This window comes from Geodermatophilus obscurus DSM 43160, assembly GCF_000025345.1.
Classification (GTDB): Bacteria; Actinomycetota; Actinomycetes; order Mycobacteriales; family Geodermatophilaceae; genus Geodermatophilus; species Geodermatophilus obscurus.
This window is the reverse complement of the sequence record NC_013757.1, coordinates 4,231,370-4,255,643: the sequence shown is the minus strand read 5'-3', so window position 1 is coordinate 4,255,643 and position 24,274 is coordinate 4,231,370. Positions and strand designations below refer to the sequence as shown.

At 75.7% G+C, this 24,274-nt stretch carries 23 protein-coding genes and 2 tRNA genes; 16 read left to right on the top strand and 9 right to left on the bottom strand.

Going from position 1 to position 24,274, the window contains the following annotated elements:
- Positions 1-23: 23 nt before the first annotated feature.
- The 4 genes from GOBS_RS19805 (at position 24) to galK (ending at position 2,821) form a co-directional block, all read left to right on the top strand.
- A tRNA-Glu gene (locus GOBS_RS19805) sits at positions 24-96 on the top strand.
- A 103-nt stretch (positions 97-199) separates the two neighbouring features.
- A tRNA-Glu gene (locus GOBS_RS19800) sits at positions 200-272 on the top strand.
- 142 nt (positions 273-414) lie between these two features.
- Positions 415-1,515: a galactose-1-phosphate uridylyltransferase gene (gene galT / locus GOBS_RS19795; protein WP_012950047.1), complete on the top strand. Its 1,101-nt coding sequence runs from the start codon at positions 415-417 to the stop codon at positions 1,513-1,515.
- Between the two features lie 94 nt (positions 1,516-1,609).
- Positions 1,610-2,821, top strand: a complete 1,212-nt coding sequence (gene galK / locus GOBS_RS19790; RefSeq protein WP_012950046.1) for a galactokinase — start codon at positions 1,610-1,612, stop codon at positions 2,819-2,821.
- A 6-nt stretch (positions 2,822-2,827) separates the two neighbouring features.
- Here the strand turns inward: galK and GOBS_RS19785 are convergent, their stop codons facing one another.
- Entirely contained in the window at positions 2,828-3,934 is a 1,107-nt protein-coding gene (locus GOBS_RS19785) for a sulfite oxidase (RefSeq protein WP_041241594.1), read from the bottom strand.
- Positions 3,935-4,170: 236 nt separating this feature from the next.
- Positions 4,171-4,848, bottom strand: coding sequence for an IclR family transcriptional regulator (locus GOBS_RS19780; protein ID WP_243697548.1), 678 nt, complete (start codon positions 4,846-4,848; stop codon positions 4,171-4,173).
- 106 nt (positions 4,849-4,954) lie between these two features.
- Between GOBS_RS19780 and leuC the strand changes: the two genes are divergently transcribed.
- Positions 4,955-6,379, top strand: a complete 1,425-nt coding sequence (gene leuC / locus GOBS_RS19775; protein ID WP_012950043.1) for a 3-isopropylmalate dehydratase large subunit — start codon at positions 4,955-4,957, stop codon at positions 6,377-6,379.
- Positions 6,380-6,402: 23 nt separating this feature from the next.
- Positions 6,403-7,014, top strand: a complete 612-nt coding sequence (leuD, locus tag GOBS_RS19770) for a 3-isopropylmalate dehydratase small subunit (protein ID WP_012950042.1) — start codon at positions 6,403-6,405, stop codon at positions 7,012-7,014.
- Positions 7,015-7,125: 111 nt separating this feature from the next.
- On the opposite strand, the gene GOBS_RS19765 is transcribed toward leuD, so the two are convergent.
- Genes GOBS_RS19765 through cofC form a run of 3 tightly spaced genes read right to left on the bottom strand, consistent with a single transcriptional unit; the run spans position 7,126 to position 10,834 of the window.
- A complete protein-coding gene (locus GOBS_RS19765; RefSeq protein WP_012950041.1) occupies positions 7,126-8,073 on the bottom strand; it encodes an NUDIX hydrolase in 948 nt (315 codons plus the stop codon).
- The gene (locus GOBS_RS19760) at positions 8,063-10,138 is read right to left on the bottom strand and encodes an RNA degradosome polyphosphate kinase (protein ID WP_012950040.1); all 2,076 of its coding nucleotides are present in this window, start codon (positions 10,136-10,138) and stop codon (positions 8,063-8,065) included. The genes GOBS_RS19765 and GOBS_RS19760 overlap by 11 nt, the downstream gene beginning before the upstream one ends.
- A gap of 48 nt (positions 10,139-10,186) precedes the next feature.
- Positions 10,187-10,834 (bottom strand): 2-phospho-L-lactate guanylyltransferase, encoded by a 648-nt coding sequence (gene cofC, locus GOBS_RS19755; RefSeq protein WP_012950039.1) that lies wholly within the window; start codon positions 10,832-10,834, stop codon positions 10,187-10,189.
- 130 nt (positions 10,835-10,964) lie between these two features.
- Between cofC and GOBS_RS19750 the strand changes: the two genes are divergently transcribed.
- Genes GOBS_RS19750 through GOBS_RS19740 form a run of 3 tightly spaced genes read left to right on the top strand, consistent with a single transcriptional unit; the run spans position 10,965 to position 13,923 of the window.
- Positions 10,965-11,780: a lysophospholipid acyltransferase family protein gene (locus GOBS_RS19750; RefSeq protein ID WP_012950038.1), complete on the top strand. Its 816-nt coding sequence runs from the start codon at positions 10,965-10,967 to the stop codon at positions 11,778-11,780.
- Complete coding sequence (locus GOBS_RS19745) at positions 11,777-12,787, top strand: NAD(P)H-dependent glycerol-3-phosphate dehydrogenase (protein WP_012950037.1); 1,011 nt, start codon at positions 11,777-11,779, stop codon at positions 12,785-12,787. The genes GOBS_RS19750 and GOBS_RS19745 overlap by 4 nt, the downstream gene beginning before the upstream one ends.
- Positions 12,784-13,923 (top strand): cystathionine gamma-lyase, encoded by a 1,140-nt coding sequence (locus GOBS_RS19740; protein WP_012950036.1) that lies wholly within the window; start codon positions 12,784-12,786, stop codon positions 13,921-13,923. Before GOBS_RS19745 ends, GOBS_RS19740 begins: the two co-directional genes overlap by 4 nt.
- Positions 13,924-13,989: 66 nt before the next feature.
- Here the strand turns inward: GOBS_RS19740 and GOBS_RS19735 are convergent, their stop codons facing one another.
- On the bottom strand, positions 13,990-14,793 hold the full coding sequence (locus GOBS_RS19735) for a CDP-alcohol phosphatidyltransferase family protein (RefSeq protein ID WP_012950035.1): 804 nt from the start codon (positions 14,791-14,793) through the stop codon (positions 13,990-13,992).
- A gap of 92 nt (positions 14,794-14,885) precedes the next feature.
- Between GOBS_RS19735 and GOBS_RS19730 the strand changes: the two genes are divergently transcribed.
- Together GOBS_RS19730 and GOBS_RS19725 are read left to right on the top strand one after the other, a co-directional pair.
- Positions 14,886-16,040, top strand: coding sequence for a D-alanine--D-alanine ligase family protein (locus tag GOBS_RS19730; RefSeq protein WP_012950034.1), 1,155 nt, complete (start codon positions 14,886-14,888; stop codon positions 16,038-16,040).
- Positions 16,037-16,684, top strand: a complete 648-nt coding sequence (locus tag GOBS_RS19725; RefSeq protein ID WP_012950033.1) for a hypothetical protein — start codon at positions 16,037-16,039, stop codon at positions 16,682-16,684. Before GOBS_RS19730 ends, GOBS_RS19725 begins: the two co-directional genes overlap by 4 nt.
- A 121-nt stretch (positions 16,685-16,805) precedes the next feature.
- On the opposite strand, the gene GOBS_RS19720 is transcribed toward GOBS_RS19725, so the two are convergent.
- Together GOBS_RS19720 and GOBS_RS19715 are read right to left on the bottom strand one after the other, a co-directional pair.
- Positions 16,806-17,348, bottom strand: a complete 543-nt coding sequence (locus tag GOBS_RS19720; protein WP_012950032.1) for a DUF3515 domain-containing protein — start codon at positions 17,346-17,348, stop codon at positions 16,806-16,808.
- A gap of 86 nt (positions 17,349-17,434) precedes the next feature.
- Positions 17,435-17,668: an Lrp/AsnC ligand binding domain-containing protein gene (locus GOBS_RS19715; RefSeq protein ID WP_012950031.1), complete on the bottom strand. Its 234-nt coding sequence runs from the start codon at positions 17,666-17,668 to the stop codon at positions 17,435-17,437.
- A 92-nt stretch (positions 17,669-17,760) separates the two neighbouring features.
- On the opposite strand from GOBS_RS19715, the gene GOBS_RS19710 reads away from it, so the two are divergent.
- From GOBS_RS19710 to GOBS_RS19700, 3 genes are read left to right on the top strand one after another with little or no spacing between them, the layout of a single operon-like run.
- Positions 17,761-18,795, top strand: coding sequence for a thiamine-phosphate kinase (locus GOBS_RS19710; RefSeq protein WP_049788411.1), 1,035 nt, complete (start codon positions 17,761-17,763; stop codon positions 18,793-18,795).
- Positions 18,779-19,288, top strand: a complete 510-nt coding sequence (locus tag GOBS_RS19705) for a GNAT family N-acetyltransferase (RefSeq protein ID WP_012950029.1) — start codon at positions 18,779-18,781, stop codon at positions 19,286-19,288. The genes GOBS_RS19710 and GOBS_RS19705 overlap by 17 nt, the downstream gene beginning before the upstream one ends.
- Positions 19,285-19,917 (top strand): cytidylate kinase-like family protein, encoded by a 633-nt coding sequence (locus tag GOBS_RS19700; RefSeq protein ID WP_012950028.1) that lies wholly within the window; start codon positions 19,285-19,287, stop codon positions 19,915-19,917. Before GOBS_RS19705 ends, GOBS_RS19700 begins: the two co-directional genes overlap by 4 nt.
- 169 nt (positions 19,918-20,086) lie before the next feature.
- Here the strand turns inward: GOBS_RS19700 and rpmB are convergent, their stop codons facing one another.
- Positions 20,087-20,269 carry a 50S ribosomal protein L28 gene (gene rpmB, locus GOBS_RS19695; protein ID WP_425283681.1) on the bottom strand — a complete coding sequence of 61 codons (183 nt, stop codon included), beginning with the start codon at positions 20,267-20,269 and terminating at the stop codon, positions 20,087-20,089.
- A 183-nt stretch (positions 20,270-20,452) separates the two neighbouring features.
- On the opposite strand from rpmB, the gene GOBS_RS19690 reads away from it, so the two are divergent.
- Both GOBS_RS19690 and recG read left to right on the top strand, forming a co-directional pair.
- Positions 20,453-22,081 (top strand): DAK2 domain-containing protein, encoded by a 1,629-nt coding sequence (locus GOBS_RS19690; protein ID WP_012950026.1) that lies wholly within the window; start codon positions 20,453-20,455, stop codon positions 22,079-22,081.
- Entirely contained in the window at positions 22,081-24,261 is a 2,181-nt protein-coding gene (recG, locus tag GOBS_RS19685) for an ATP-dependent DNA helicase RecG (RefSeq protein WP_012950025.1), read from the top strand. The genes GOBS_RS19690 and recG overlap by 1 nt, the downstream gene beginning before the upstream one ends.
- Positions 24,262-24,274: the final 13 nt, after the last annotated feature.

Sequence of the window (24,274 nt, the reverse complement as noted above, 5' to 3'; positions counted from 1 at the left end):
ACAGTTCCTCAGCACCACCGCACGGCCCCGTCGTCTAGCGGCCCAGGACGCCGCCCTCTCACGGCGGTAGCGAGGGTTCGAATCCCTTCGGGGCTACAGCGAGCGAGAGCCCCCGGTCACCCGACCGGGGGCTCTCGTCGTCTCCGGGTTGCCCCCGGTGTCCGGGGCCGGCCCGGCGCGTGGCAGCATGGACGTGCACGGCCCCGTCGTCTAGCGGCCCAGGACGCCGCCCTCTCACGGCGGTAGCGAGGGTTCGAATCCCTTCGGGGCTACAGCGAGCGAGAGCCCCCGGTCACCCGACCGGGGGCTCTCGTCGTCCCGAGGCCCACCGGAGTGGCCTCGTCGATGGGGCGGGTCTAGCGTCGGGACGCCGCTCACGCACCGTGATGAGCGGCGGGAAGGCGGGGCGCACCAGTGATCCGGACGAGTCGTCGGCTGGCCGACGGCCGCGAGATCCTCTACTTCGACGCCGGGGACACCGCGCCGCCGCGGGACGCCGAGGACCCCCGCGACCTGCCTCCCGTCAGCACCCGGTCGCAGCTGCGGTGGGACCCGCTGCTCGGCGAGTGGGTGGTCCTGGCCTCCCACCGGCAGACGCGGACCTTCCTGCCGCCGGCGGACCTCTGCCCGCTGTGCCCGACCCGGCCCGGCCGCGAGCCCACCGAGGTGCCCGAGGCCGACTACCAGGTGGTCGTCTTCGAGAACCGCTTCCCCTCGCTGGCCACGGCCGTCGAGCGCGACGTCCCGCCGGCCGCGCCCGGGGCCCCGCTGACCGAGCTGCGGCCCGGCTTCGGCCGCTGCGAGGTCGTCGTCTTCACCAGCGAGCACGACCGGTCCTTCGCCACGCTCGGCGCCGACCGCGCCCGGCTGGTGGTCGACGTGTGGGCCGAGCGCACCGCGGAGCTGTCGGCGATCGAGGGGGTCGAGCAGGTCTACGTCTTCGAGAACTCCGGCGAGGAGATCGGGGTGACGCTCTCCCACCCGCACGGGCAGATCTACGCGTACCCGTTCGTCACGCCGCGGGTGGAGAAGGTGCTGGCCTCGGTCGAGCGGCACCGGCGCGAGGCCGGCGGCGACCTGTTCGCCGACGTGGTGTCCGCCGAGCGCGCCGGGCCGCGGGTGGTCGCCGCCAACGAGCACTGGACGGCGTTCGTGCCGGCCGCCGCGCGCTGGCCCTACGAGCTGCAGGTCTTCCCGCACCGCCGGGTGCCCGACCTGCCCGCGCTCACGGCTGCGGAGCGCGACGCGCTGGCCGGGGTCTACCTCGACGTGCTGGGCCGCTTCGCCCGCCGCTTTGACACCCCGATGCCCTACATCGCCTCCTGGAACCAGGCGCCGGTCACCCGCGGGCGCGAGGACTGGTGGCTGCACCTGCAGCTGTTCTCGCTGCGCCGGGCGCCGGGAAAGCTGAAGTACCTGGCCGGCTCGGAGTCCGGCATGGGTGCCTTCATCAGCGACACGACCCCCGAGGACGTCGCAGAGCAGTTGCGGAACGTGAAAGCGACAGGCGAGTGAGCATCGTAGGGAGATGCCCCGGGAGCCGACGGTGAGTGAGCATCGCAGTGAGCGCCAGCGAGCGAGGAGCGGAGCGAACGCGGAGGCGACCCGGGTGACAGACCGAGGAGCGGAGCGAGCCGCGGAGCCGGACCACGGACAACCTGCGTCGAGCGCGGCCGACCGGGCCCGCCAGGCCTTCGCGGAGGCCTTCGGCGGGCAGCCGGAGGGGATCTGGGCCGCGCCCGGCCGGGTGAACGTGATCGGCGAGCACACCGACTACAACGAGGGCTTCGTGCTGCCGGTCGCGCTGCCGCACACCACGCGCGCCGCGGTCGCCCGCCGGGACGACGGGCTGGTCGCACTGGTCTCCGCGCAGCACCCCGGCGACCGGGTGGAGGTGCCGGTCACCGAGCTCGCGCCGGGGCGCCCGGACGGCTGGGCCGGCTACCCGGCCGGCGTCGTCGACGCGCTGCGCGACCGCGTGCCCGGCGGGGTGAGCGTGCTGGTCGACGGCGACGTCCCGGCGGGCATGGGCCTGTCCTCATCGGCCGCGCTGTCCTGCTCAGTGGCGCTGGCGCTGCGCGACCTGGCCGCCCCCGAGCTCGCCGTCGCCGACCTGGTCGACGTCGCCCGCCGGGCGGAGAACGACTTCGTCGGCGCGCCCACCGGCATCCTGGACCAGTCCGCGTCGCTGCTGTGCACCGCCGGCCACGCGCTGTTCCTCGACACCCGCGACCGCGGCTCCGAGCAGGTGCCGCTGGACCTGCGGGCGGCCGGCCTGGAGCTGCTCGTCGTCGACACGGGGACGACGCACGACCACGCCACCGGCGGCTACGGCGATCGGCGCCGCGAGTGCGAGCAGGCCACCGAGCGGCTCGGGGTGCGCGCGCTGCGCGACGTCCCGGACGTGGCCGCGCTCACCCCGCTCGACGACGGCACGCCCGAGGGGAGTGTGCTGCTGCGCCGCGCCCGGCACATCGTGACCGAGAACGCCCGGGTGCTGGAGGTCGTGCGGATCCTGCGCGGGACCGCGGACCCGGCGGCGATCGGGCCGGTGCTGACCGCCGGGCACGCCTCGCTGCGGGACGACTTCGAGATCTCCACCGTGGAGCTCGACACCGCCGTGGCCACCGCGCTGGAGGCCGGCGCCGCCGGCGCCCGCATGGTGGGCGGCGGCTTCGGTGGGAGTGCCGTGGTGCTGGTCGACGCCGGCCGCACCGAGACCGTCGCGCGGGCGATCACCGACCGCTTCGCGCAACAGGGGTTCCCCGCTCCGCGGGCCTTCGCGGTCGTGCCCTCGGCAGGCGCCCGGCGCCTCGCCTGACGCACATCACTCGAGGACGGTCACCGGCACCCGCTGCACCAGGTTGTTCGCCATGCCCTGCCGGTTCCACACCTGCTCGGTGGGCTGGCTGCCCTCGGCGTCGGTCGCGCGGGCGACCAGCTCCCAGCTGCCCGGCTCCGCCGTCCAGGGGAACGTCCAGGCCCGCCAGGCCCACGGGTGCGCCGGGTCGGCCGGGGCGACCTCGGCGGGGGACCAGGTGGCCCCGCCGTCCGTGCTGACCTCGACGCCCTGGATCGGCGCCCGGCCGGACCAGGCCCGCCCGGTCAGCGTCACCGGCCCCGGGCGCAGGAAGCGTTCGCGGGTCATGAAGTCCGGCCAGCCGGGCGGGGTGAGCAGCGCCCGGGGCGCGATGCGGGTCACCGGCTCGCCGGCGTCGGCGGAGTCGACCTTGAGCCGGTAGGCGGTGGTGTTCTGGTAGCCGTCGAAGGGATGGTCGAGCACCTCGATGCGGGTGAGCCACTTGACGTGCGCCATGCCGTACCAGCCGGGCACCAGCAGCCGCAGCGGAGCGCCGTGCTGGGGCGGTAGCGGCATCCCGTTCATCCCCCAGACCAGCATGACCTCCGGGCGCACCGCCTCGGCCAGCGGCAGGCCCCGTGCGTAGTCCTGCTCGACGCCGCGCTCCACACCGTGGTCGGCGCCGGTGAAGGCGACGTCGACCGCCGCGTCGGCCGGACCGGCCTCCTCCAGCAGCGGGGCCAGCGGGGTGCCGGTCCACTCGGCGGTGCCGACGGCCTCGAGCAGCCAGGGCTGGCTCACCGGCCGGGGCTCGTAGCGGGCGCGGCCGTTGCCGGCGCACTCGAGCAGCACCCGTGAGGTGACGGCCGGGCGGCTGCGCAGGGCGTCGAGGGTGAGCCGCAGCGGGCGGGCGACCGCCCCGCCGACCTCCAGCGACCAGGTCGCCGGGTCGACGGCGGGGATGTCGTAGTGGGTGAGCACGTAGTGCAGCCCCGGCGGGGTGACGTCGTAGCGCAGCGCCTCCAGCGGCATCCCGTGGTTGCGGGTGGCCAGCGCCAGCTCGTCGAGGCCGATGCCCTCGCCGGGCTCGGCGATCCGGGCGCGGCCGCGGTGCGTGGACTGGGTGGCGGTCATGGGCAGAGTGTTCGCCTGGTGGCCCCCGAGGGGAACTGCCCGGGCGGTCAGTCGGTGAGCGGCCAGCGGCCAGGCGAGCGTGGCCGGGTTCCACGCCTTCCCGTCGAGTTGATCATGGGGTTGTCGCAGGCGACACACGACGACACTCCGCGGGGTCATGCACCAAGCCCATGATCAACGAGGGAGGGAGGGAGGGAAGGAGGGAGGGAGGGAGGTGTGGGGGAGCGGGTCCTTCTTCAGCGGACGGCGCGGGAGATCGCGCCCGCGGCCTCGAGCACCGCGCCCACCACCTCGGGGGCGGGACGGCGGCCCAGCCGCTCGACGGGCCCGGAGATGGAGACCGCCCCCAGCACCGCCCCGGCCGCGTCGCGGACCGGCGCCGACAGCGACGCCACCCCCGGCTCGCGCTCGGCGACGCTGTGCGCCCAGCCCCGGCGGCGGACGTCGAGCAGCGTGCGGGCCGTGAAGCTGGCGCTGGGCAGCAGCGGCGTGACCTCGTCGGCGGGGGCGAAGGCCAGCAGCGCGTGGGCCGCCGAGCCCGCGGTCAGCGGCAGCCGCGCGCCGACCGGCACGGTGTCGCGCAGCCCGTGCGCCCGCTCGGCGGCGGCCACGCACACCCGGCTGGCGCCGTCCCGGACGTAGAACTGGGCGCTCTCCCCGCTGGTGTCGCGCAGGGTGACCAGGTGCCGGCCGGCCAGCTCGGCGAGGTCGGCGACCCCGCGGCCCAGCTCGGCCAGCGCCGGGCCGGGCGCCCACGCGCCGACCGGGGTGCGCCGGACCAGGCGGTGTCCCTCGAGGGCCACGGCCAGCCGGTGCGCGGTCGCCCGGGGCAGCCCGGTGCGCTCCACGAGCTCGGCGAGGGTCGCGGGCTCGGCGGCGACGGCGCGGAGGATGGCCACCGCTTTGTCCAACACGGCGACGGGGTTAGGCTGTCCCACACAGCAATACTCGCATCCCACAGCGTGAGATGACCAGCCCGGTCCTCGCGAGGGAGCGGACCCCGACCCGGAGGGACCAGCCGTGCCGAAGACCCTGGCGGAGAAGGTCTACGACGCCCACGTCGTGCGCAGCGCCGCGGGCGAGCCGGACCTGCTCTACATCGACCTGCACCTGGTGCACGAGGTGACCAGCCCGCAGGCCTTCGACGGCCTCCGCGCCGCCGGCCGCACGGTGCGCCACCCCGAGCTCACGATGGCGACCGAGGACCACAACGTCCCGACGCTGGAGATCCTCAAGCCCATCGCGGACCCGGTCAGTCGCGCCCAGGTCGAGGCGCTGCGCAAGAACGCAGCCGAGTTCGGCATCCGGCTGGCCCCCATGGGCGACCGCGACCAGGGCATCGTGCACGTCATCGGCCCGCAGCTCGGGCTGACCCAGCCGGGCATGACCATCGTCTGCGGCGACAGCCACACCTCCACGCACGGCGCCTTCGGCGCGCTGGCCTTCGGCATCGGCACCAGCGAGGTCGAGCACGTGCTCGCCACGCAGACCCTGCCGCAGTACCGGCCCAAGCAGATGGCCGTGACCGTCGACGGCGAGCTGCCCGAGGGCGTGTCGTCGAAGGACGTCATCCTGGCCGTCATCGCGCAGATCGGCACCAACGGTGCCGCCGGCCACGTCATCGAGTACCGCGGCAGCGCCATCGAGGCGCTGTCGATGGAGGCCCGGATGACGATCTGCAACATGTCGATCGAGGCCGGCGCCCGCGCCGGGCTGATCGCGCCGGACGAGACCACCTTCGAGTTCCTGCGGGGTCGCCCGCACGCCCCGCAGGGCGCCGACTGGGACGCCGCCGTCGAGTACTGGCGCACGCTGCGCACCGACGAGGGCGCGGTCTTCGACACCGAGGTCGTGCTGGACGCCGCGTCCCTGACGCCGTTCGTCACCTGGGGCACCAACCCCGGCCAGGGCCTGCCCATCGCGGAGTCGGTGCCAGACCCGGCCGCCATCGCCGACGAGGGCGAGCGCCGCGCCGCCGAGCAGGCGCTGGCCTACATGGGCCTGACGCCCGGCACGCCGCTGCGCGAGATCGAGGTGGACACGGTCTTCCTCGGCTCCTGCACCAACGGCCGGATCGAGGACCTGCGGATCGCCGCCGAGCTGCTGCGCGGCAAGCACATCGACCCGGACACCCGCATGCTCGTCGTCCCCGGGTCGGTCGGCGTCAAGCTGCAGGCCGAGGCGGAGGGGCTGGACCGGGTGTTCACCGAGGCCGGTGCCGAGTGGCGGGGCGCCGGGTGCTCGATGTGCCTGGGCATGAACCCCGACCAGCTCAAGCCGGGGGAGCGGTCGGCCTCGACCAGCAACCGCAACTTCCAGGGCCGGCAGGGCAAGGGCGGGCGCACCCACCTGGTGTCGCCGTCGGTCGCCGCGGCCACCGCGCTGACCGGGCGGCTCACCGCTCCCGCCGACCTGGCCGACGCCCCCGTCCCGGCCGCCGTCTGACCCGTACTGGAGCCCTGATCGCCATGGACGCCTTCACCACGCACACCGGCACCGCGGCCCCGCTGCGCCGCAGCGCCGTCGACACCGACCAGATCATCCCCGCGGAGTACCTGAAGCGGATCACCCGCACCGGGTTCGAGGACGGCCTGTTCGTCGCCTGGCGCAGGAACGAGCCGGACTTCGTGCTCAACCAGCCGCAGTACGCCGACGCGTCGATCCTCGTGGCCGGTCCCGACTTCGGCACCGGCTCCTCCCGCGAGCACGCCTGCTGGGCGCTGCTCGACGGCGGGTTCCGCGTGGTCATCAGCTCGCGGTTCGCCGACATCTTCAAGAACAACTCGACCAAGTCCGGGCTGCTCACCGTCGTCCTGCCGCAGACCGAGGTCGAGGCGCTGTGGGCGGCCGTGGAGGCCGACCCCACCACGCAGGTGACCGTCGACCTGCAGGAGAAGCAGATCACCTACGGCGGGCAGAGCGTGCCGTTCGAGGCCGACGACTACACCCGGTGGCGGCTGCTGGAGGGCCTCGACGACGTCGGGCTCACCGAGCGGCACCTGGCCGACATCGAGGCCTTCGAGGCCCGCCGCCCGGCCTGGCTGCCCAAGGCGTTGCCCGCCCTGCCGGCACAGGCGTAGGTAGCCCCGTGATGATCAGGTGACCTGACCCTGCGGGTTCCTCCCTCACCACTGGTCATGAGGGAGGACCCGGAAAGATCAGGTCACCTGATCATCGAGGGCCGAGCGCAATCAGCGCAGGCCGGTGAACGCGGGTTCCTCGGCGGCCTCGGGCGAGAAGCCGCGGTAGTAGTCGGCCGCAAGCGCCCCCGGCCGGCCGGTCAGCACCCAGGTGCTGCCCTTCGCCGCCGGCGGGAGCAGCGCCCCGCCTGCGCCGGCGGGGCGGACGCCCAGGGACGCGAGCACCGACGGGATCGCCCCGCCCTGGCTGCAGACGACGGCCACGCCGGGCCGGTCGCGCGGCGTGAGGAGCCGCTCGACGACCGCCAGGGCCGCCTGCGGGTCGGCGGCGAACTCCTCCTCGCCGAGCTCGCGCAGCGGGTGCACGTCGCAGCCCAGCCGCTCGGCCAGTGGCTTGAGCGTCTCCCGGCAGCGGACCCGCTCGGCGCTCAGCAGCTCGACCGGGCGGAACAGCGGCAGCACCGAGGCCAGCTGCCCGGCCTGCCGGCGGCCCTTGCCGTCCAGCGGCCGCAGCTCGTCGGGTCCGTCCCAGGCCGACTTGCTGCCGGCCTTGGCGTGCCGGACCAGCAGCAGCGAGGGCTCCCGCGGGACGTCGGTGCGCGCCAGGTCGGCCAGCACGGCGCGGTCGTGCGCGTGGCTGACCAGTGCGCAGGCCTCGTCGACCGGCAGCCAGCGCAGCTCGTCGACCTCGTCGTTGGGCGCGAACTCCCCGCCGACCACGCGCATCAGCCAGTAGTCGACCCGCTTGGGACCCTCCGACACCTCGTACTCGGTGCGCACGCTGCGCCGGCCGACGACGACCTCCAGGCCGGTCTCCTCGGCGACCTCGCGCACCGCGGTCTGCAGCAGGTGCTCACCCTCGTCGGGCTTGCCCTTGGGCAGCGACCAGTCGTCGTAGCGCGGGCGGTGCACCAGCGCCGTCTCCACGCCGCCGCCGGCGGCCGGGCGCCACAGGGCGCCGCCGGCCGCGCGGACGAGGCGGCCCGCCTCAGCCGGCATGGTCCACCGCCGCCGCCATCAGCGCGGCCTGGTAGTCGCACTCACCGCTGCGCGTCCACGCGCCGTCGCTGCCCAGCTCCCAGCAGCGCACGCCGTCGGCCATCGCGGCGTCGAAGACGTCCTGCAGCTGGCGCGCGGCGGTGTCGTCGCACACCCGCAGCAGCACCTCGACGCGGCGGTCGAGGTTGCGGTGCATGAGGTCGGCGCTGCCGAGCCACCACTCACCCTCGCCGCCGTTGGCGAACCACATCGCCCGGGAGTGCTCCAGGAAGCGGCCGACGATGGAGCGCGCCCGCACGTTCTCCGACAGGCCCGGGACGCCGGGACGCAGCGAGCAGATGCCGCGGATGAGCAGCTCCACCGGCACGCCGGCCGACGACGCCTCGTAGAGGGCGTCGATGAGCTCCTCGTCGACCAGCGAGTTCACCTTGATGCGGATGCCGGCCGGCCGGCCCTCGCGGGCGTGGCGGGCCTCCCGCCGGATCTTCTCGACGAGCCCGGGGCGGATGCCGTGCGGTGCCACCATGAACCGGCGGTAGGTCGTCTGCCGCGAGTAGCCGGTGAGGGTGTTGAACAGGTCGGTCAGGTCCGCACCCACCCGGGGGTCCGCGGTCAGGATGCCGAGGTCCTCGTAGAGCCGGGCGGTCTTGGGGTTGTAGTTGCCGGTGCCGATGTGGCAGTAGCGGCGGATCACACCGTGCTCCCGGCGCACGACCAGCGCCGTCTTGCAGTGGGTCTTGAGCCCCACCAGCCCGTAGACGACGTGGCAGCCGGCCCGCTCCAGCGACCGGGCCCAGCTGATGTTGGCCTCCTCGTCGAAGCGCGCCTTGATCTCCACGAGGACGACGACCTGCTTGCCGGCGTGCGCGGCGTCGATGAGCGCGTTCACGATGGGCGAGTCGCCCGACGTCCGGTACAGGGTCTGCTTGATCGCCAGCACGTCCGGGTCGGCGGCGGCCTGCTCGATGAAGCGCTGCACGCTGGTCGCGAACGAGTGGTACGGGTGGTGGACGAGCACGTCGCCCTCCCGCAGCGTGGCGAACACGCTCTTGGGCGTCTCGCCCTCGCTGAGCCGCGGGTGGGTGGCCGGCACGAACGGCTCGTCCTTGAGCTCGGGGCGGTCGAGCCCGTAGAGCTCCCACAGCGCGGCGAGGTCGAGCAGGCCTGGCACGTGGACGACGTCGGACCTGCCGACCTCCAGCTCGCTGACGAGCACGTCGAGGATCGCCGGGTCCATCGGCTCGGCGACCTCCAGCCGCACCGCCGGCCCGAAGCGGCGGCGGGCCAGTTCTCGTTCGAGGGCCTGCAGCAGGTCCTCGTCGCGGTCCTCCTCGACCTCGAGGTCGGCGTTGCGGGTGACCCGGAACAGGTGGTGGCCGATGACGTCCAGGCCGGGGAACAGCTGCTGCAGGTGCGCCGCGATGAGGTCCTCGAGGGGCAGGAACGTCGCACCCGAGGCCGGGTCGACCGTCCCACCCGCCCCCACGGACACGAACCGCGGCACGTTGTTGGGCACCTTGAGCCGGGCGAAGCGCGGGGCGCCGGTGTCGGGGTCCCGCACCTGGACGGCCAGGTTCAGCGACAGGCCGCTGATGTAGGGGAACGGGTGCGCCGGGTCGACCGCCAGCGGGGTCAGCACCGGGAACACCTGGTCGCGGAAGTACTCCCGCAGCCGCTTGGCCTCGTCGTCGGCCAGCTCGCCCCAGTGCACGATCCGGATCCCGGCCTCCTCCAGGCGCGGGCTGATGTCCTTGGTGAAGACGTCGGCGTGCCGGTGCACCAGGTCGCGGGTCCGCTCGGTGACCAGCGCCAGCTGCTCGCGGATGGTCAGCCCGTCGGGCGAGCGGACCGTCAGCCCGGTGCTCTGCCGGCGCTTCAGCCCGGCGATGCGGACCATGTAGAACTCGTCGAGGTTGCCGGCGAAGATCGCCAGGAACTTGACCCGCTCCAGCAGTGGCAGGGAGTCGTCCTCCGCCAGCTCGAGCACACGGGAGTTGAAGTCCAGCCACGACAGCTCGCGGTTGATGTACCGGTCGGCGGGGGCACCGGCTCTGGTCGGGGGCACGGGCTCATCGTGCCGCAGTCCGGTTGCCGGTGGGTGACCAGCGCCAGGTCAGCCGGTGGGCCGGGCCGCCCCGCCGAGCAGTGCCGCGGTGTGCGGCCCGACGCCCAGCGCGAGGGCGCCGCGCAGGTCGCCGGGCGTGTCCACGTCCCGCTCCAGGCCCGGCCAGGCGCCGGTCAGCGCAACGGCGCCACCGGCCGCGTGCCGCTGCGCCGACCCGGTCCCGAAGGCGGGGGAGAGGTCGGTGCCGGCGGCGGTGAGCAGCGTCGTCCCGGTGCCCTGCGCGTCGGGGACGAAGCAGCGCGGCGCGGCCTCCGCCGCGGCCAGGGCGGCGGTCAGCTCCTCCGGGCGCAGGGCCGGCAGGTCCGAGGAGAGCGCCGCCACCGCTCTCCCCCCGGTGGCGCGGGCGCCGTGCTCGAGGGCCGGGTTGAGGCCGCGGCCGGGCTCGTCGGGCACCGTGCGGGCACCCAGCCGGGTGACCTCTGCGGCGGCCGCGGGGTCGTCGGTGACGACCAGGACGCCGGTGACCGCGGGGGAGGAAAGGGCCGCGGCGACGGTGTCGGCGAGCAGCGCCAGGACCAGCCGGTCGTGCGCGTCCGGCGGGCCGTCCAGGCCCTCGGGCAGCGGCCTGAGGCGGGTCTTGGCCAGCGGCAGCCGCTTCGCCGGGACCACGACCGACCACGCGCGCACGGCGACCATGTGAGCACACCGGCGCCGGGTGCGGACCGGGCGGTTGCACCCCGGTGCGCTCCGGGGCCCCACCCAGGGCAGATCATGGGCTCTGACGACGTCCCGGCCGGCAGTGGCCGGGCGCAGGAGGGAGGAACCGGTGACGCAGGACGGGTCCCCGGAGACCGGGGTGTCGCGCCGTGCCGGAGCCCCGCCGTCCCGGTGGCGCACCCGCAGACCGCTGCCGCCGGCGCTGCTGTTCTGCGTGGCGGTCATCTACCCGGTCACCGTGCTGCTGTTCCGGATGCGGTACCGGCACGCCGAGCGCTTCCCCCGCACCGGCCCGGTGCTCGTGGTGGCCAACCACGTGTCCGTGCTCGACCCGCTGGCGTGCGCGCGGCTGGTCTGGGACTGCGGCCGCGTTCCGCACTTCCTGGCCAAGGAGGCGGTCTTCACCGGGCTCGCCGGCAGGATCCTGAGCGCCGCCGGGCAGATCCCGGTCGCCCGCGGCCGGGCCGACGCCCGCGCGTCACTGGCGGCCGCCGAGGCCGACCTCGCCGCCGGCAACGTCGTCGTGATCTACCCGGAGGGGTCGGTGACCCGGGACCCCGACTGGTGGCCCATGGAGGCCCGCACCGGAGTGGCGCGGCTGGCGCTCACCACCGACGCCGTCGTCCTCCCGGTGGCGCAGTGGGGTCCGCAGCGGGTGCACGACTACCACACCAAGCGCCTGCGCCTGCGGCTGCGCGCGCCCGCCGACCACCTGGTCGGCGAACCGCTGGACCTCACCGACCTGCGGGCGCAGGTCCGCGCCGGCCGGCCGATGACCGGGGACCTGCTGCGCGAGGTGACCGACCGGATGATGGCCTGCGTGCGCGATCAGCTGGCCGAGCTCCGCGGGGAGCCGGCACCTCCCACGAGCACCTCCCACCCGCGCCGTGCGCTGCCCGGTGACCTGCCGGGGAGCGCCGCGTGAGGGCGTCCACGGGCACCCGGGCCGCCGTCCTCGGGGCCGGTTCCTGGGGGACCACCTTCGCCAAGGTGCTGGCCGACGCCGGCTGCACGGTGCTGCTGCACGCCCGCCGTCCGGAGCTGGCGCACGAGATCGGCGAGACCCGCGAGAACGCCGAGTACCTGCCCGGCATCCGGCTGCCCGACCGGCTGCGCGCCACCGCGGACGCCGCCGAGGCCCTCGCCGACGCCGAGATCGTGGTGCTCGCCGTTCCCTCCCAGTCGCTGCGGGACAACCTCACCGAGTGGGCGCCGCTGCTGCCGGCCGACGCGGTCCTGCTCTCCCTGATGAAGGGCATCGAGCTGGGCAGCACCAAGCGGATGAGCCAGGTGATCCGCGAGGTCACCGGCGCCGGCCCCGACCGGGTCGCCGCGCTGTCGGGCCCGAACCTGGCGCGCGAGATCGCCGAGGAGCAGCCGGCCGCCACCGTGGTGGCCTGCACCGACCACGACCGCGCGGCCCAGGTGCAGGCGGCGTGCCACACCCCCTACTTCCGCCCGTACACCAACCAGGACCTGGTGGGCTGCGAGCTCGGCGGCGCGGTGAAGAACGTCATCGCGCTGGCCTGCGGCATCACCGAGGGCATGGGCTTCGGCGACAACACCCGCGCCTCGCTCATCACCCGCGGCCTCGCCGAGACCGCCCGGCTCGGTGCCGCGCTCGGCGCCGAGCCGACCACCTTCGCCGGGCTCGCCGGCCTGGGCGACCTGGTGGCCACCTGCAGCTCCCCGCTGTCACGCAACCGGACGTTCGGGGAGCGGCTGGGGCGCGGCATGTCGGTCGAGGAGGTGCAGCGGAGCACCCGGCAGGTGGCCGAGGGGGTCAAGAGCTGCCGGTCGGTGCTGGACCTGGCGCGGGCGCACGGGGTCGACATGCCGCTCACCGAGGCGGTCGTCCGGGTGTGCCACGACGGCGTCCCCGTGACGCAGATGGTGAAGGAGATCATGTCCCGGGAAGCGAAGCCGGAGTGAGCGACGGGACGTGGGGCGACGGGACCCGCTCGGTGCGGGCCGGTGAGGAGGCGCCCGTGCCGGGCGCGCCGCTGCGGCCCTCGCCGGTCTTCGCCGCCCCGTACCACCTGGGCGACCGCCCACCCCGCGCGGACGGCGCCGACGCCTACGCGCGCACCGAGCACCCCACGCTGCGGGTCTTCGAGGCGGCGGTCGGCGAGCTCGACGGCGGCCGGTGCCTGTCCTTCGCGACCGGCATGGCCGCGATCAGCGCGGCGGTGCTGGCCGTCGTGCGCGCCGGCGACCGCGTGGTGCTGCCGTCGGACGGCTACTACGCGACCCGCCTGCTGGCCCGCGACGAGCTCGAGCGCTACGGCATGACCGTCGAGTACGTGCCCACCCCGGAGATCGGCGCGGTCGCGGCGCGCGGCGACCTCGAGGGCGCCCGGCTGGTGCTGCTCGAGACGCCGAGCAACCCGCTGCTCGACGTCTGCGACATCGCCGCCGTCGCCCGCGCCACCCGCGCCGCCGGAGCCGTGCTCGCCGTCGACAACACGACCGCCACCCCCTTGGGCCAGCGGCCGCTGGCGCTGGGCGCCGACCTGACCGTCGGCAGCGACACCAAGGCGCTCACCGGCCACAGCGACCTGCTGCTCGGCCACGTCAGCACCACCGACGAGGCGCTGTACGCGTGCCTGAAGTCCTTCCGCGACCACACCGGCGGCACGCCCGGCCCCTTCGAGGCGTGGCTCGGGCACCGCTCGATGAGCACGCTGGACCTGCGGCTGGCCCGGCAGGCGGCCACCGCGGCGGCGGTCGCCGACCTGCTCGCCGCGCACCCGGCGGCGAGCGGCGTCCGCTGGCCGTGGCGGCCCGGGGACCCCTCGTACGACCTCGCCACCCGGCAGATGCTGCGCCCGAACGGGATCGTGTCCGCCGAGTTGCCCGACGCGGCGGCGGTCGCGCGGCTGCTGGCGGCCGGCCGGCTCTGGACGGCGGCCACCAGCTTCGGCGGGGTGCACAGCACCGTCGACCGGCGGGCGCAGTGGGGTGGGGACGCCGTCCCGGAGGGGTTCGTGCGGCTCTCCTGCGGCATCGAGGACACCGCCGACCTGGTGGCCGACCTCACCGCCGCGCTGGACGCCGCCCTCGGGTGACGTGCTGGAACGGCCCCCTGCAGGGTCCCGCCGCGAGCCTGCGAGTGGCGGGGAGCAGGGGGTCCTTCATCCGGTCGCGGCCGGCTCACCGCGCCGGCGGCGGGCCGCCCGCGCGGTCAGCCACAGGCTCACCCCGACGTAGTAGACGAGGTAGGCCAGCGACAGCGCCACCACGACCGGGTGCGGGTCGGGCACCTGCACCAGCAGGACGGCGTAGCTGACCAGCCAGACCGCCGTCAGCGCCAGGCTCAGCCCCCGCAGTGCCCGGGTGCGCGAGGGGTACAGGTAGCGGACCGGCACGAAGACCAGGAGCGAGCAGACCACCAGCACCGCCGCGATCGCGCCCGGCCCGAGGTCCAGGACGACGGCGTAGAAGGCGACGACGTTCCAGTAGCTGGGGAAGCCCAGGAAGGTGTGGTCGTCGGTCTTCGCGTCCACCCGGCAGAACTGGTAGCTGGAGGCCAGCAGCGGCAGCGCGGCCACCACCCACCCGAGCACGCCGTCGGGCAGCGACCCCGTGGTCCACAGCAGCACGACGGGGGCGAAGGCGTAGGTCAGGTAGTCGACGATGTCGTCGAGCCGCGCCCCGTCGAACCAGGGGATCGTCTCCTTGACCCGCATCCGGCGGGCCAGCATCCCGTCGGTGCCGTCGACGACGAGGGCGACCAGGCCCAGCCAGAGCGCGGCCACCGCGTCGCCGTCGAACGCGGCGAGCACGATGAGCAGCGCCAGCACCGTGCCGCTGGCGGTGTAGAGGTGCACGGCGGCCCCGGCCAGCCGCAGCCCACGCGGGAAGGACGGCGGGACGACGTCGTCGGCCGCCGTCCCCGGGAGGCTCCCGCCGGGCGGGACGGCCAGGTTCTCGCGCATCGACGACGAGGTTCCCACACCGCGGGTGCGTCGGCGCGGTTCACCGCCCGTCGTCCGGGCACGCCGGGTGTGCTCGACTAGGGTCTGCCGCGATGAGCGGACAGGCGGGCAAGCTGCGGATCGCGGTCGTCTTCGGCGGCCGCAGCGCGGAACACTCCATCTCCTGCGTCTCCGCCGGGGCCGTCCTCGCGGGGCTGGACCCCGACCGGTACGACGTCGTCCCCGTGGGAATCGCCCGCGACGGCCGCTGGGTGCTCGCCGAGCCGGCGCAGCGCCTGGCGATCGCCGATGGCGAGCTGCCGGAGGTCACGGGCGGGACGGCGGTCTCGTTGGTGGGCGATCCGGGGGGACGGGGGCTGGCCGTCCTCGAGCCGGCCGCCGGCGTGGCCTCCGCGCTGACCGAGGTGGACGTCGTCTTCCCGGTGCTGCACGGCGCGTACGGCGAGGACGGCACCATCCAGGGCCTGCTGGAGATGAGCGGCATCCCGTACGTGGGCTCGGGCGTCTTCGCCAGCGCGGCGTCGATGGACAAGGAGTTCACCAAGAAGCTGCTGGCGGCGGCCGGACTGCCGCAGGGCGTCCACGTCGTCCTGCGGGACGCGTCGGGCGCGGTGTCGGCCGATCCCGGCGTGCTCGACGACGCGGACCGCGAGCGGCTGGGCCTGCCGGTGTTCGTGAAGCCCTGCCGCGCCGGGTCCAGCATCGGGATCACCAAGGTGACCGACTGGGCGCAGTTCCCCGAGGCGGTGGCGACCGCCGCCTCGGTCGACCCCAAGGTGATCGTGGAGGCCGCCGTCCCCGGACGGGAGGTGGAGTGCGGCGTGCTCGCCCGGCCGGACGGGCCCCCGCAGGCCAGCCTCCCGGCCGAGATCCGGCTGCGCCCGGGCACCGAGTGGTACGACTTCGCCGCCAAGTACCTCGATGACGCGGTCGACTTCGACGTGCCCGCCGACCTCACCCCTGAGCAGACCCGGCTGGTGCAGGAGACCGCGCGCAAGGCGTTCCTGGCGCTGGACTGCCGCGGCCTGGCGCGGGTCGACTTCTTCCTCGGCACCGGCCCGGACGGCGCCGATCGGCTCGTGGTCAACGAGGTCAACACCATGCCCGGGTTCACCCCGATCTCGATGTATCCGCGGATGTGGGCGGCGACCGGCGTCGACTTCGCCGCGCTGGTGGACCGGCTCGTCGAGGTCGCCCTGGCCGCCCGCCCGGCTGCCGAGGCGACGCTGGACGGCACCCGGGCGTGAGCCCGCCGGCGGTCGTCCGGCGCGGCGGCCTGGTGCTGCTGCTGGCCCTGCTGCCGGGCTGCGCGACCCCGGCCGACGGCGGGGCGTCCGCCGCACCCGCCGCGGCGACGCCGGGCACCCCCCAGGAGCTCGAGGAGCTGGTCGTCCCCGCCGTGCCGTCCGGCCTGCCGCGGGTCCCCGACGGCGCCCTGTCACCGCCGGCGGGGGAGAAGTCGGTGGAGGACGTCGCCGGCTACGCCGAGGACGCCGACCGGGAGCGCGAGGTGCTGCACGACTACGGCTACCGGTTCGGCTGGGAGCGCTACTGGGGGTCCGGGTCGGGTCCGCTGACCACCGTCTTCACCCACCAGTTCCAGACGCCCGAGGGCGCCGCGGCGTTCACCCGGGACGTGGCCGAGCACGACGGCGACGTCTACGGCGGCCTGCTGCGCGAGGAGCCGCCGGTCCTGCCCGCCGGCTGCCGGCTGCTGCAGCTCGCCGAGGGTGCCCCGGCGGCCGGGGTGACCTCGCCGGCGGCCTTCGCCTGGTGCGCGCGGGGGGTGTTCAGCATCGCTGTCACCGCCGTCGGCGGGTCGGTGGACTCGGTGACCGAGGAGGTGCGGGCCGTGGTGGCGGCCCAGCTGGACCGGCTGCCCTCGTCCTGACGGACACGGCGGCCCCGTCCCGTCCCGGCCCGGCCCCGTCCAGGGCACCGCCCCGAGCGGAGCGAGGGGTGGGGAGGACGGGGTCCTTCAACGAGGCGTGGGGGGAAGGGTGGTCCTTCGCTCAGCCGCCGGCGTCGACCGGCTGCACGGGGAGGGTGTCGTTGAGGACCGGGCCGAGCGCGGTGACCGGCGCGCTGTCCGTGTCGGCGGACACGGTCACCTGCACGTACACCGGCCGGTCGACGGCGGTCCACACGATGCTGTCGGGGTCGCTGGTGTCCACCAGCCAGTTGACGCCGTTGATCTGGATCAGCGGGGACGTCGGCTCCAGCGCGGCCGGCCGCTCCACGCCGCAGACCAGCACGACCGGCGGCTCGCCCCAGGCGTAGGCGTACGGGCTGGCGGACTGCACCGGGCGGGACGGCTCGCCGGCCAGCTCGAGCGGGAGCGCGCCCATGAGCGCCGGGCACGCGGCGTCGGCCTCCGGGGTCACCGGGGGCACCGCCACCGGCAGCGGGGGCAGGTCGGCCCGCCCGGGAGCCGGCGTCCCCCCGACGTCGGCGACCGCGTCGTCGGCCCGGTTCCCGGCGGTGTCGTCGTCCCCACCGAGGACGCGGGTGAGCACCAGCAGCACGACCACCAGCGGCAGGACGACAGCGGTCACGACGAGCGCGACGCGGCGCAGCGGATCGTCCGGCCGGGACGGCCGCGGCTCCCCGGTGTCCGGGGCGGGGTTCTCGGTCAGGGCGCTCAGATGTTGACGACGGGGCAGGTCAGCGTGCGCGTGATGCCGTCGACCGACTGCACCCGGGCGACGACCAGCCGGCCGAGCTCGTCGACGGTCTCGGCCTCCGCCCGCACGATCACGTCGTAGGGACCCGTGACGTCCTCGGCCTTGGTGACACCCGAGATCTCACTGATGCTCGACGCCACCTGGGCGGCCTTGCCGACTTCGGTCTGGATGAGGATGTAGGCGTGGACCACGGGAGACCTTTCCTCGGGCGGCGCTGCGGGTGCGGCGTCCGCGCCGGCGGGCGGACAGTTCGGCAACCTACCCCAGCAGGCTGGAGGGACCGGTGACTCGTCCGCGCCCACTGGTCCCGCGGGACGACCCCGCCGACAGCGTGCGGGTCGTCGGCGAGTTCGGCGTGATCGCCCGTGTGCTCGCGCGCTCCGGAACGGCCCGGGTCGCCGACGTCGGGCCCGGTGACGACGCCGCCGTGCTCCGCGCACCCGACGGCCGCGTGGTCGCCACCACGGACGTCCTCGTCGAGGGCCGGCACTTCCGTCGCGACTGGTCCTCGGCCGAGGACGTCGGGCACAAGGCGGCCGCGGCCAACCTCGCCGACGTCGCCGCCATGGGCGGGGTGACGACCGCGCTGCTGGTCGGGCTGGCCTGCCCGCCGGACACCCCGACGACGTGGCTGGAGGGCGTGGCCGCCGGTCTGGCCGAGGAGTGCGCGCCGCTGGGGGCGGCCGTCGTCGGCGGCGACACGGTGTCGTCGGCCCCCGACAGCGGCGCCGTCGTCCTGTCGGTGACCGCGCTGGGCGACCTGGGGGGCCGGGCGCCGGTGCTGCGCTCGGGTGCCCGGCCGGGCGACGTGCTCGCCCTGGCCGGCCGGCTGGGCTGGTCGGCGTGCGGTCTCGCTGTGCTGCGGCGCGGGTTCACCAGCCCGGCCGCGGCGGTGGCCGCGCACCGCCGTCCGGCGCCGCCCTACGCCGCCGGGCCGGCCGCGGCCGACGCCGGTGCGACGGCGATGTGCGACGTCAGCGACGGGTTGCTCGCCGACGCCAGGCACCTCGCCGAGGAGAGCGGCGTGCTCGTCGACGTCGACCGGGCGGCGCTGGTGCGGGCCACCCTGGCGCTGCCCGGCCCGCTGCAGCAGGTGGCGGCCGCCCTCGGCGGGGACCCGATGGCCTGGGTGCTGACCGGCGGGGAGGACCACGCGCTGCTGGCGACCTTCCCCGCCGGCACCGCCCTGCCGGAGGGCTGGGTGCCGATCGGCACGGTGCGGGCCGGGGGCCCCGGCGTGCGGGTCGACGGCGAGCCGGCCGAGGCGGCGGCCGCCGCCGTCGGAGCGGAGGGGACCGGGCATGCGCACTTCCGCTGAGGCCCGGCTGGCCGACGGCCGCCCGGTCGCGCTGCGGGCCGTGGCCTACGACGACCCGCTCGCCCGCGAGATGGTGGCCCGTGTGCAGCAGGAGTACGTGACCCGCTACGGCGGTCCCGACGAGGCGGTCGTCGACCCGGCCGAGTTCACCCCACCGGCCGGGCTGTTCCTCGTCGCCGAGGTGGACGGCGTCCCCGCGGGGTGCGGCGGCTGGCGGGTGCACGAGCCCGGCGTGGCCGAGGTCAAGCGCGTGTACGTGGCGCCCGGGTTCCGCCGGCAGGGCCTGGCGCAGCTGCTCATGGGCGCGCTCGAGGAGAGCGCGGCCGCGGCCGGCGTCCGGTCGGTGGTGCTGAACTCCGGGTCCCGGCAGCCGGAGGCGCTGGCGCTGTACGCCGCGCTCGGCTACACCTCTGCACCCGGGTACGGCGTGTACGCCGGCCTGCCCGGGGCGGTGTTCCTGGGCAAGCGACTGGACGGTGAGGAGGAGCGGTGAGCGGAGCCGGTGTGGTGACGATCTCGGCTTCCTACGGCGCAGGCGGTGACCAGGTCGGTCCAGCCGTCGCCGCGCACCTGGGCCTGGTCTTCCACGACCGGGCCATCCCCGCGCAGGTGGCCGGCCGGCTCGGCGTCCCGCTGGCCGAGGCGGAGGCCAACGACGAGACCGTCGCCCGGGGGCTGTGGCGGATCGTCGCCTCGCTCGGCAGCATGCCCGACCCGATGGGCGGCGTCGTCCCGGTGACCGAGCAGCTCGACGAGCGGACCTTCCGGCTGCAGACCGAGCGGGTGGTGCGCGAGATAGCCGACGGGCCGGGCGGGGTGGTCCTCGGCCGCGCCGCCGCGCTGGTGCTCGGCGACCGGCCCGGCACGCTGCACGTCCGCCTCGACGGCCCCGAGGAGCGGCGGCTCGACGCGGTCATGGTGCGCACCGGGCGCCCGCGCGACGAGGTGCGGCGGGAGCTGCGGGCCAACGACGCGGCGCGGGAGGGGTACGTGCGGCGGTCCTACCGCGTCGACGCGGCCTCGCCGCGCAGCTACCACCTGGTGATCGACAGCACGGCCCTGCCGCTGCAGACGGTCGTCGACCTGGTGGTCGAGGCCGCGCGCGCCCGCGGCATCGGCTGACCATCTCGCCCCTCCCGCCGGAGGAGGAGCGGGAGGGCGGCCGGCCCGGAACGCGACGGAGCCCGGAGGTCCTCCGACCTCCGGGCTCCGCGTGGTGACGTGCTGGAACGGCCCCGTGTCAGGGTCCCGACCCGAGCTCGCGAGGGTCGGGGGGACGCGGGGCCCTTCGTCAGGCGCGCACGACCTTGCCCGCCCGGATGCACGAGGTGCAGGCGTTGATGCGGCGACGGTTGCCCGGGGCGACGAGCGCCCGCACGGACTGGATGTTCGGGTTCCAACGGCGCGGCGTGCGGCGGTGCGAGTGCGACACCGACATACCGAAACCGGGCCCCTTGCCACAGACATCGCACACGGCAGCCACGGTGGATCACTCCCAGAGATTCGTTTCACGGACGGCGGCACGCCGACGCGCCCGCACACAGACCAAAGAAGAGTCTAACTGCTCCCTGGCGGCGACGTCGCGGAGGGCGGCGGCAGCACGCCCGGGCCCCGTCGCACGCCCGGCGCCGTCGGTCCGCGTGGGTACCCTCCGGCCGTGCTGCCGGCGCTCGACGACGCCGCGGTCGGCCAGTGGTGCCGGGCCGCGGTCGCCGGGCTGTCCGCAGCGCGGGGCCGCCTCGACGACCTCAACGTCTTCCCCGTGCCCGACGGCGACACCGGCACCAACCTGCTGGCCACCGCCGAGGCCGCGCTGGCCACGCTCGACGAGGCCGGCCCCGACCGGGCCGAGCCGGCCTGGGCGCTCGTGGCCCGCGGAGCCGTGCTGGGCGCCCGCGGCAACTCCGGCACCATCCTCGCCCAGCTGTGGCGCGGGCTGGCCGACCAGCTGGCGGGCCAGCCCCCGGCCGACGGGCCCACCCTCGCCGCCGCACTGCAGAAGGCCGCTGACAGCGCCTACGGCGCCGTCGCCGACCCGGAGGAGGGGACGTTCCTCACGGTGGCGCGGGCCGGCGGTGAGGCGGCGGTCGCCGCGGTCGCCGGCGGGCACACCGCCCTGGGCGAGGTCGTGCGGGCCGCGGCCGACGGCGCCCGTGCCGCCCTCGAGGCGACGCCGGGACAGCTGGCCGCGCTGCGCGACGCCGGCGTGGTCGACGCCGGGGGAGCGGGGCTGTGCCTGGTCCTCGACGCCCTGGTCACCACCGTGACCGGTGTCGAGCCCGACCGCCCGCCGCTGGTCCGCCGGGCCGAGCGCGGCCTCCACGCCGGGCACCACCACGGACACGACTCCGGTGACCTGCCCCACCAGCCGCCCGCCGGCCCGGGCAGCGAGGTGCAGTACCTGCTCGCCGACAGCGACGAGGCCGCCGTGGCCCAGCTGCAGGACCGGCTGGCCGCCCTGGGCGACAGCCTGGTGGTCGTCGGCGTCGACACACCCGGCGGGCGCGAGTGGAACGTGCACGTGCACGTCAGCGACGTCGGCGCGGCCATCGAGGCCGGCATCGAGGCCGGCCGGCCGTACCGCATCTCGGTGACCCCGCTGGCCCCGGTCCGGGCGCCGGCGCCGGACCCCGGGGCGCGTGCGGTCGTCGCGATCGTCCCCGACGGCGGGCTCGCCGAGCTCTTCACCGACGAGGGCGCCACCGTCGTCCCCTGCGGCCCGGGCGGCGTGGCCGAGGACGACGTGCTCGCCGCGGTCCTGGGGTCCGGCGCGGCGGGCGTCGTCGTGCTGCCCAACGACCCGGCGTTCACCGCCCTGGCCTCCCGCGCCGCCGAGCGCGCCCGCGAGGAGGGGCGCGACGTCGCCGTCGTCCCCACCCGCTCGCCGGTGCAGGGCCTCGCGGCGCTCGCCGTCGCCGACCCCTCCCGGCGCTTCGGTGACGACATCGTCACCATGGCCGAGGCGGCCGCGGCCACCCGCTGGGCCGAGGTCACCGTCGCCGAGCACGAGGCGCTGACCAGCGCCGGCCGGTGCGCGCCCGGCGACGTGCTGGGCTCGGCGGAGGGCGACGTCCTGCTCATCGGCGGGGAGCCGGCCGCGGTCGCCTGCGAGCTGCTCGACCGCATGCTGTCCGCCGGCGGGGAGCTGGTCACCGTCGTCGCCGGCTCCGACACCGACCTCGCCGACGTGGTCTGCACGCACCTGGCGGCCGTGCACCCGACCGTCGAGGTGACCCGCTACGACGGCGCACCCGAGGGGGTCCGGCTGCAGGTGGGGGTGGAGTAGTGGCCGTCGACATGGCCACCCGGCTGGACCGGGTGCTCGGGGCCAAGACCGCCAAGGCGATGGCCGAGCAGCTCGAGCTGTACACGGTGCGCGACCTGCTGCGGCACTACCCGCGCCGGTACGCCAAGCGCGGGGAGATGACCCGCCTCGACGACCTCCAGGTCGGCGACCGGGTGACCGTGCTGGCCCAGGTGCGCAAGGTGGCCACGCGGAAGATGCGCAACCGCCCGGGCACCCTCACCGAGGTCACCGTGGGCGACGGTGCCGGCTCCATGCAGCTGGTCTTCTTCAACCGCAGGCACGCCAACCTGCGCGAGGGGGCCTGGGGGCTGTTCGCCGGGACCGTCGGCGAGTACCGCAGGAGCAAGCAGTTCGCCCACCCGGACTGCCACCTCATCACCGGGGACGACGACACGGACTGGGCCCGCGCGCTCATCCCCATCTACCCGGCGAGCAAGGACGTCTCCAGCTGGGTCATCCAGAAGTCGGTCCGGCTGCTGCTCGACGCCTCCGGCGGCTTCGGCTTCGTCGAGGACCCGCTGCCCGCGGAGCTGCGCGCCCGTCACGGGCTGCCCAGCCTGGCGGCCGCGCTGCTCGACATCCACCGGCCCACCTCCGACGAGGACGTCGAGCGGGCCGGGTACCGGCTCAAGTGGGACGAGGCGCTCACCCTCCAGCTGACCCTCGCCGCCCGCCGCCGCGCCGCCGCGCTGGAGCCCGGGATCGCCCGCCCGCGGCGCCCCGGGGGTCTGCTGGACGCCGTCGACGCGGCCCTGCCCTTCGCGCTCACCGACGGGCAGTGCGCGGTGGGGGAGGAGCTCGCCGCCGAGCTGGCCCGCGAGCAGCCCATGCACCGGCTGCTGCAGGGCGAGGTCGGCGCCGGCAAGACCGTCGTCGCGCTGCGCGCCATGGCCCAGGTCGTCGACGCCGGCGGCCAGGCCGCGCTGCTCGCCCCCACCGAGGTGCTCGCCGCCCAGCACGCCCGCAGCATCGGGGCGATGCTCGGCCCGCTGGGCCGCGCCGGGGAGCTGGACGGCGACCCGGCCGGCACCCGCGTGGTGCTGCTCACCGGCTCGCAGAAGGCCGCCGCCCGCCGGCAGGGCCGCGCCGCGGTGGCCGACGGCAGCGCCGGCATCGTCGTCGGCACGCACGCGCTGCTGCAGGAGGGCGTGGACTTCGCCGACCTCGGCCTGGTCGTGGTCGACGAGCAGCACCGCTTCGGCGTCGAGCAGCGCGACGCGCTGCGGGCCAAGGGCAACCGGCCGCCGCACGTGCTGGTGATGACCGCGACGCCGATCCCGCGGACGGTCGCGATGACCGTCTACGGAGACCTGGAGACCTCCACGCTGCGTCAGCTGCCGGGCGGGCGCGGCGGGGTGGCCAGCTCGGTGGTCCCCGTCCGCGACAAGCCGGCCTGGCTCGACCGCGCCTGGGAGCGGCTGCGCGAGGAGGTCGCCGCCGGCCGGCAGGCCTACGTCGTCTGCCCGCGGATCGGTGAGGACGCCGCCACGGAGGAGGAGCCCGACGACGCCGACGGCGCCCCGGCGGGGGAGGTCTCGGACCGCCGTCCGCCGCTGGCCGTCCTCGACGTGGCCGAGGAGCTGCGCGCCGGGCCGCTGGCCGGGCTGCGCCTGGAGGTCCTGCACGGCCGGATGACCCCGGAGGACAAGGAGGCGCGGATGCGCGCCTTCGCCGCGGGGGACGTCGACGTCCTGGTCGCCACCACCGTCGTCGAGGTCGGCGTCGACGTGCCCAACGCCACCGTGATGGTCGTTCTGGACGCCGACCGCTTCGGCGTCAGCCAGCTCCACCAGCTGCGCGGCCGGGTGGCGCGCGGCAGGCACCAGGGCCTGTGCCTGCTGGTCTCCGAGGCGTCCGCGTCCTCGGCCACCGGGCAGCGGCTGGCCGCGGTGGCCGGCACCTCGGACGGGTTCGAGCTGGCCCGGCTGGACCTGGAGACCCGCCGCGAGGGTGACGTGCTCGGTGCCGCGCAGTCCGGCCGCCGCTCAGGCATCAGGATGCTCTCGCTGCTGGAGGACGAGCAGCTCATCGCCGAGGCCCGCACCGAGGCCACGGCCCTGCTGGCCACCGACCGCGGCCTCGCCGACTTCCCGGGCCTGGCGATGGAGGTGGCCGCGCTGGCCACCGACGAGCGCGCGGAGTACCTGGAGAAGGCATGAGGAAAGACCCCGT

What these genes read in the sequence shown, in the direction of transcription:
- GOBS_RS19785 (WP_041241594.1), bottom strand. Translation starts at nt 3,934, where the DNA reads ATGACCGCCACCCAGTCCACGCACCGCGGCCGCGCCCGGATCGCCGAG.
- leuD (WP_012950042.1), top strand. Translation starts at nt 6,403, where the DNA reads ATGGACGCCTTCACCACGCACACCGGCACCGCGGCCCCGCTGCGCCGC.
- GOBS_RS19765 (WP_012950041.1), bottom strand. Translation starts at nt 8,073, where the DNA reads ATGCCGGCTGAGGCGGGCCGCCTCGTCCGCGCGGCCGGCGGCGCCCTG.
- cofC (WP_012950039.1), bottom strand. Translation starts at nt 10,834, where the DNA reads ATGGTCGCCGTGCGCGCGTGGTCGGTCGTGGTCCCGGCGAAGCGGCTG.
- GOBS_RS19735 (WP_012950035.1), bottom strand. Translation starts at nt 14,793, where the DNA reads ATGCGCGAGAACCTGGCCGTCCCGCCCGGCGGGAGCCTCCCGGGGACG.
- GOBS_RS19730 (WP_012950034.1), top strand. Translation starts at nt 14,886, where the DNA reads ATGAGCGGACAGGCGGGCAAGCTGCGGATCGCGGTCGTCTTCGGCGGC.
- GOBS_RS19705 (WP_012950029.1), top strand. Translation starts at nt 18,779, where the DNA reads ATGCGCACTTCCGCTGAGGCCCGGCTGGCCGACGGCCGCCCGGTCGCG.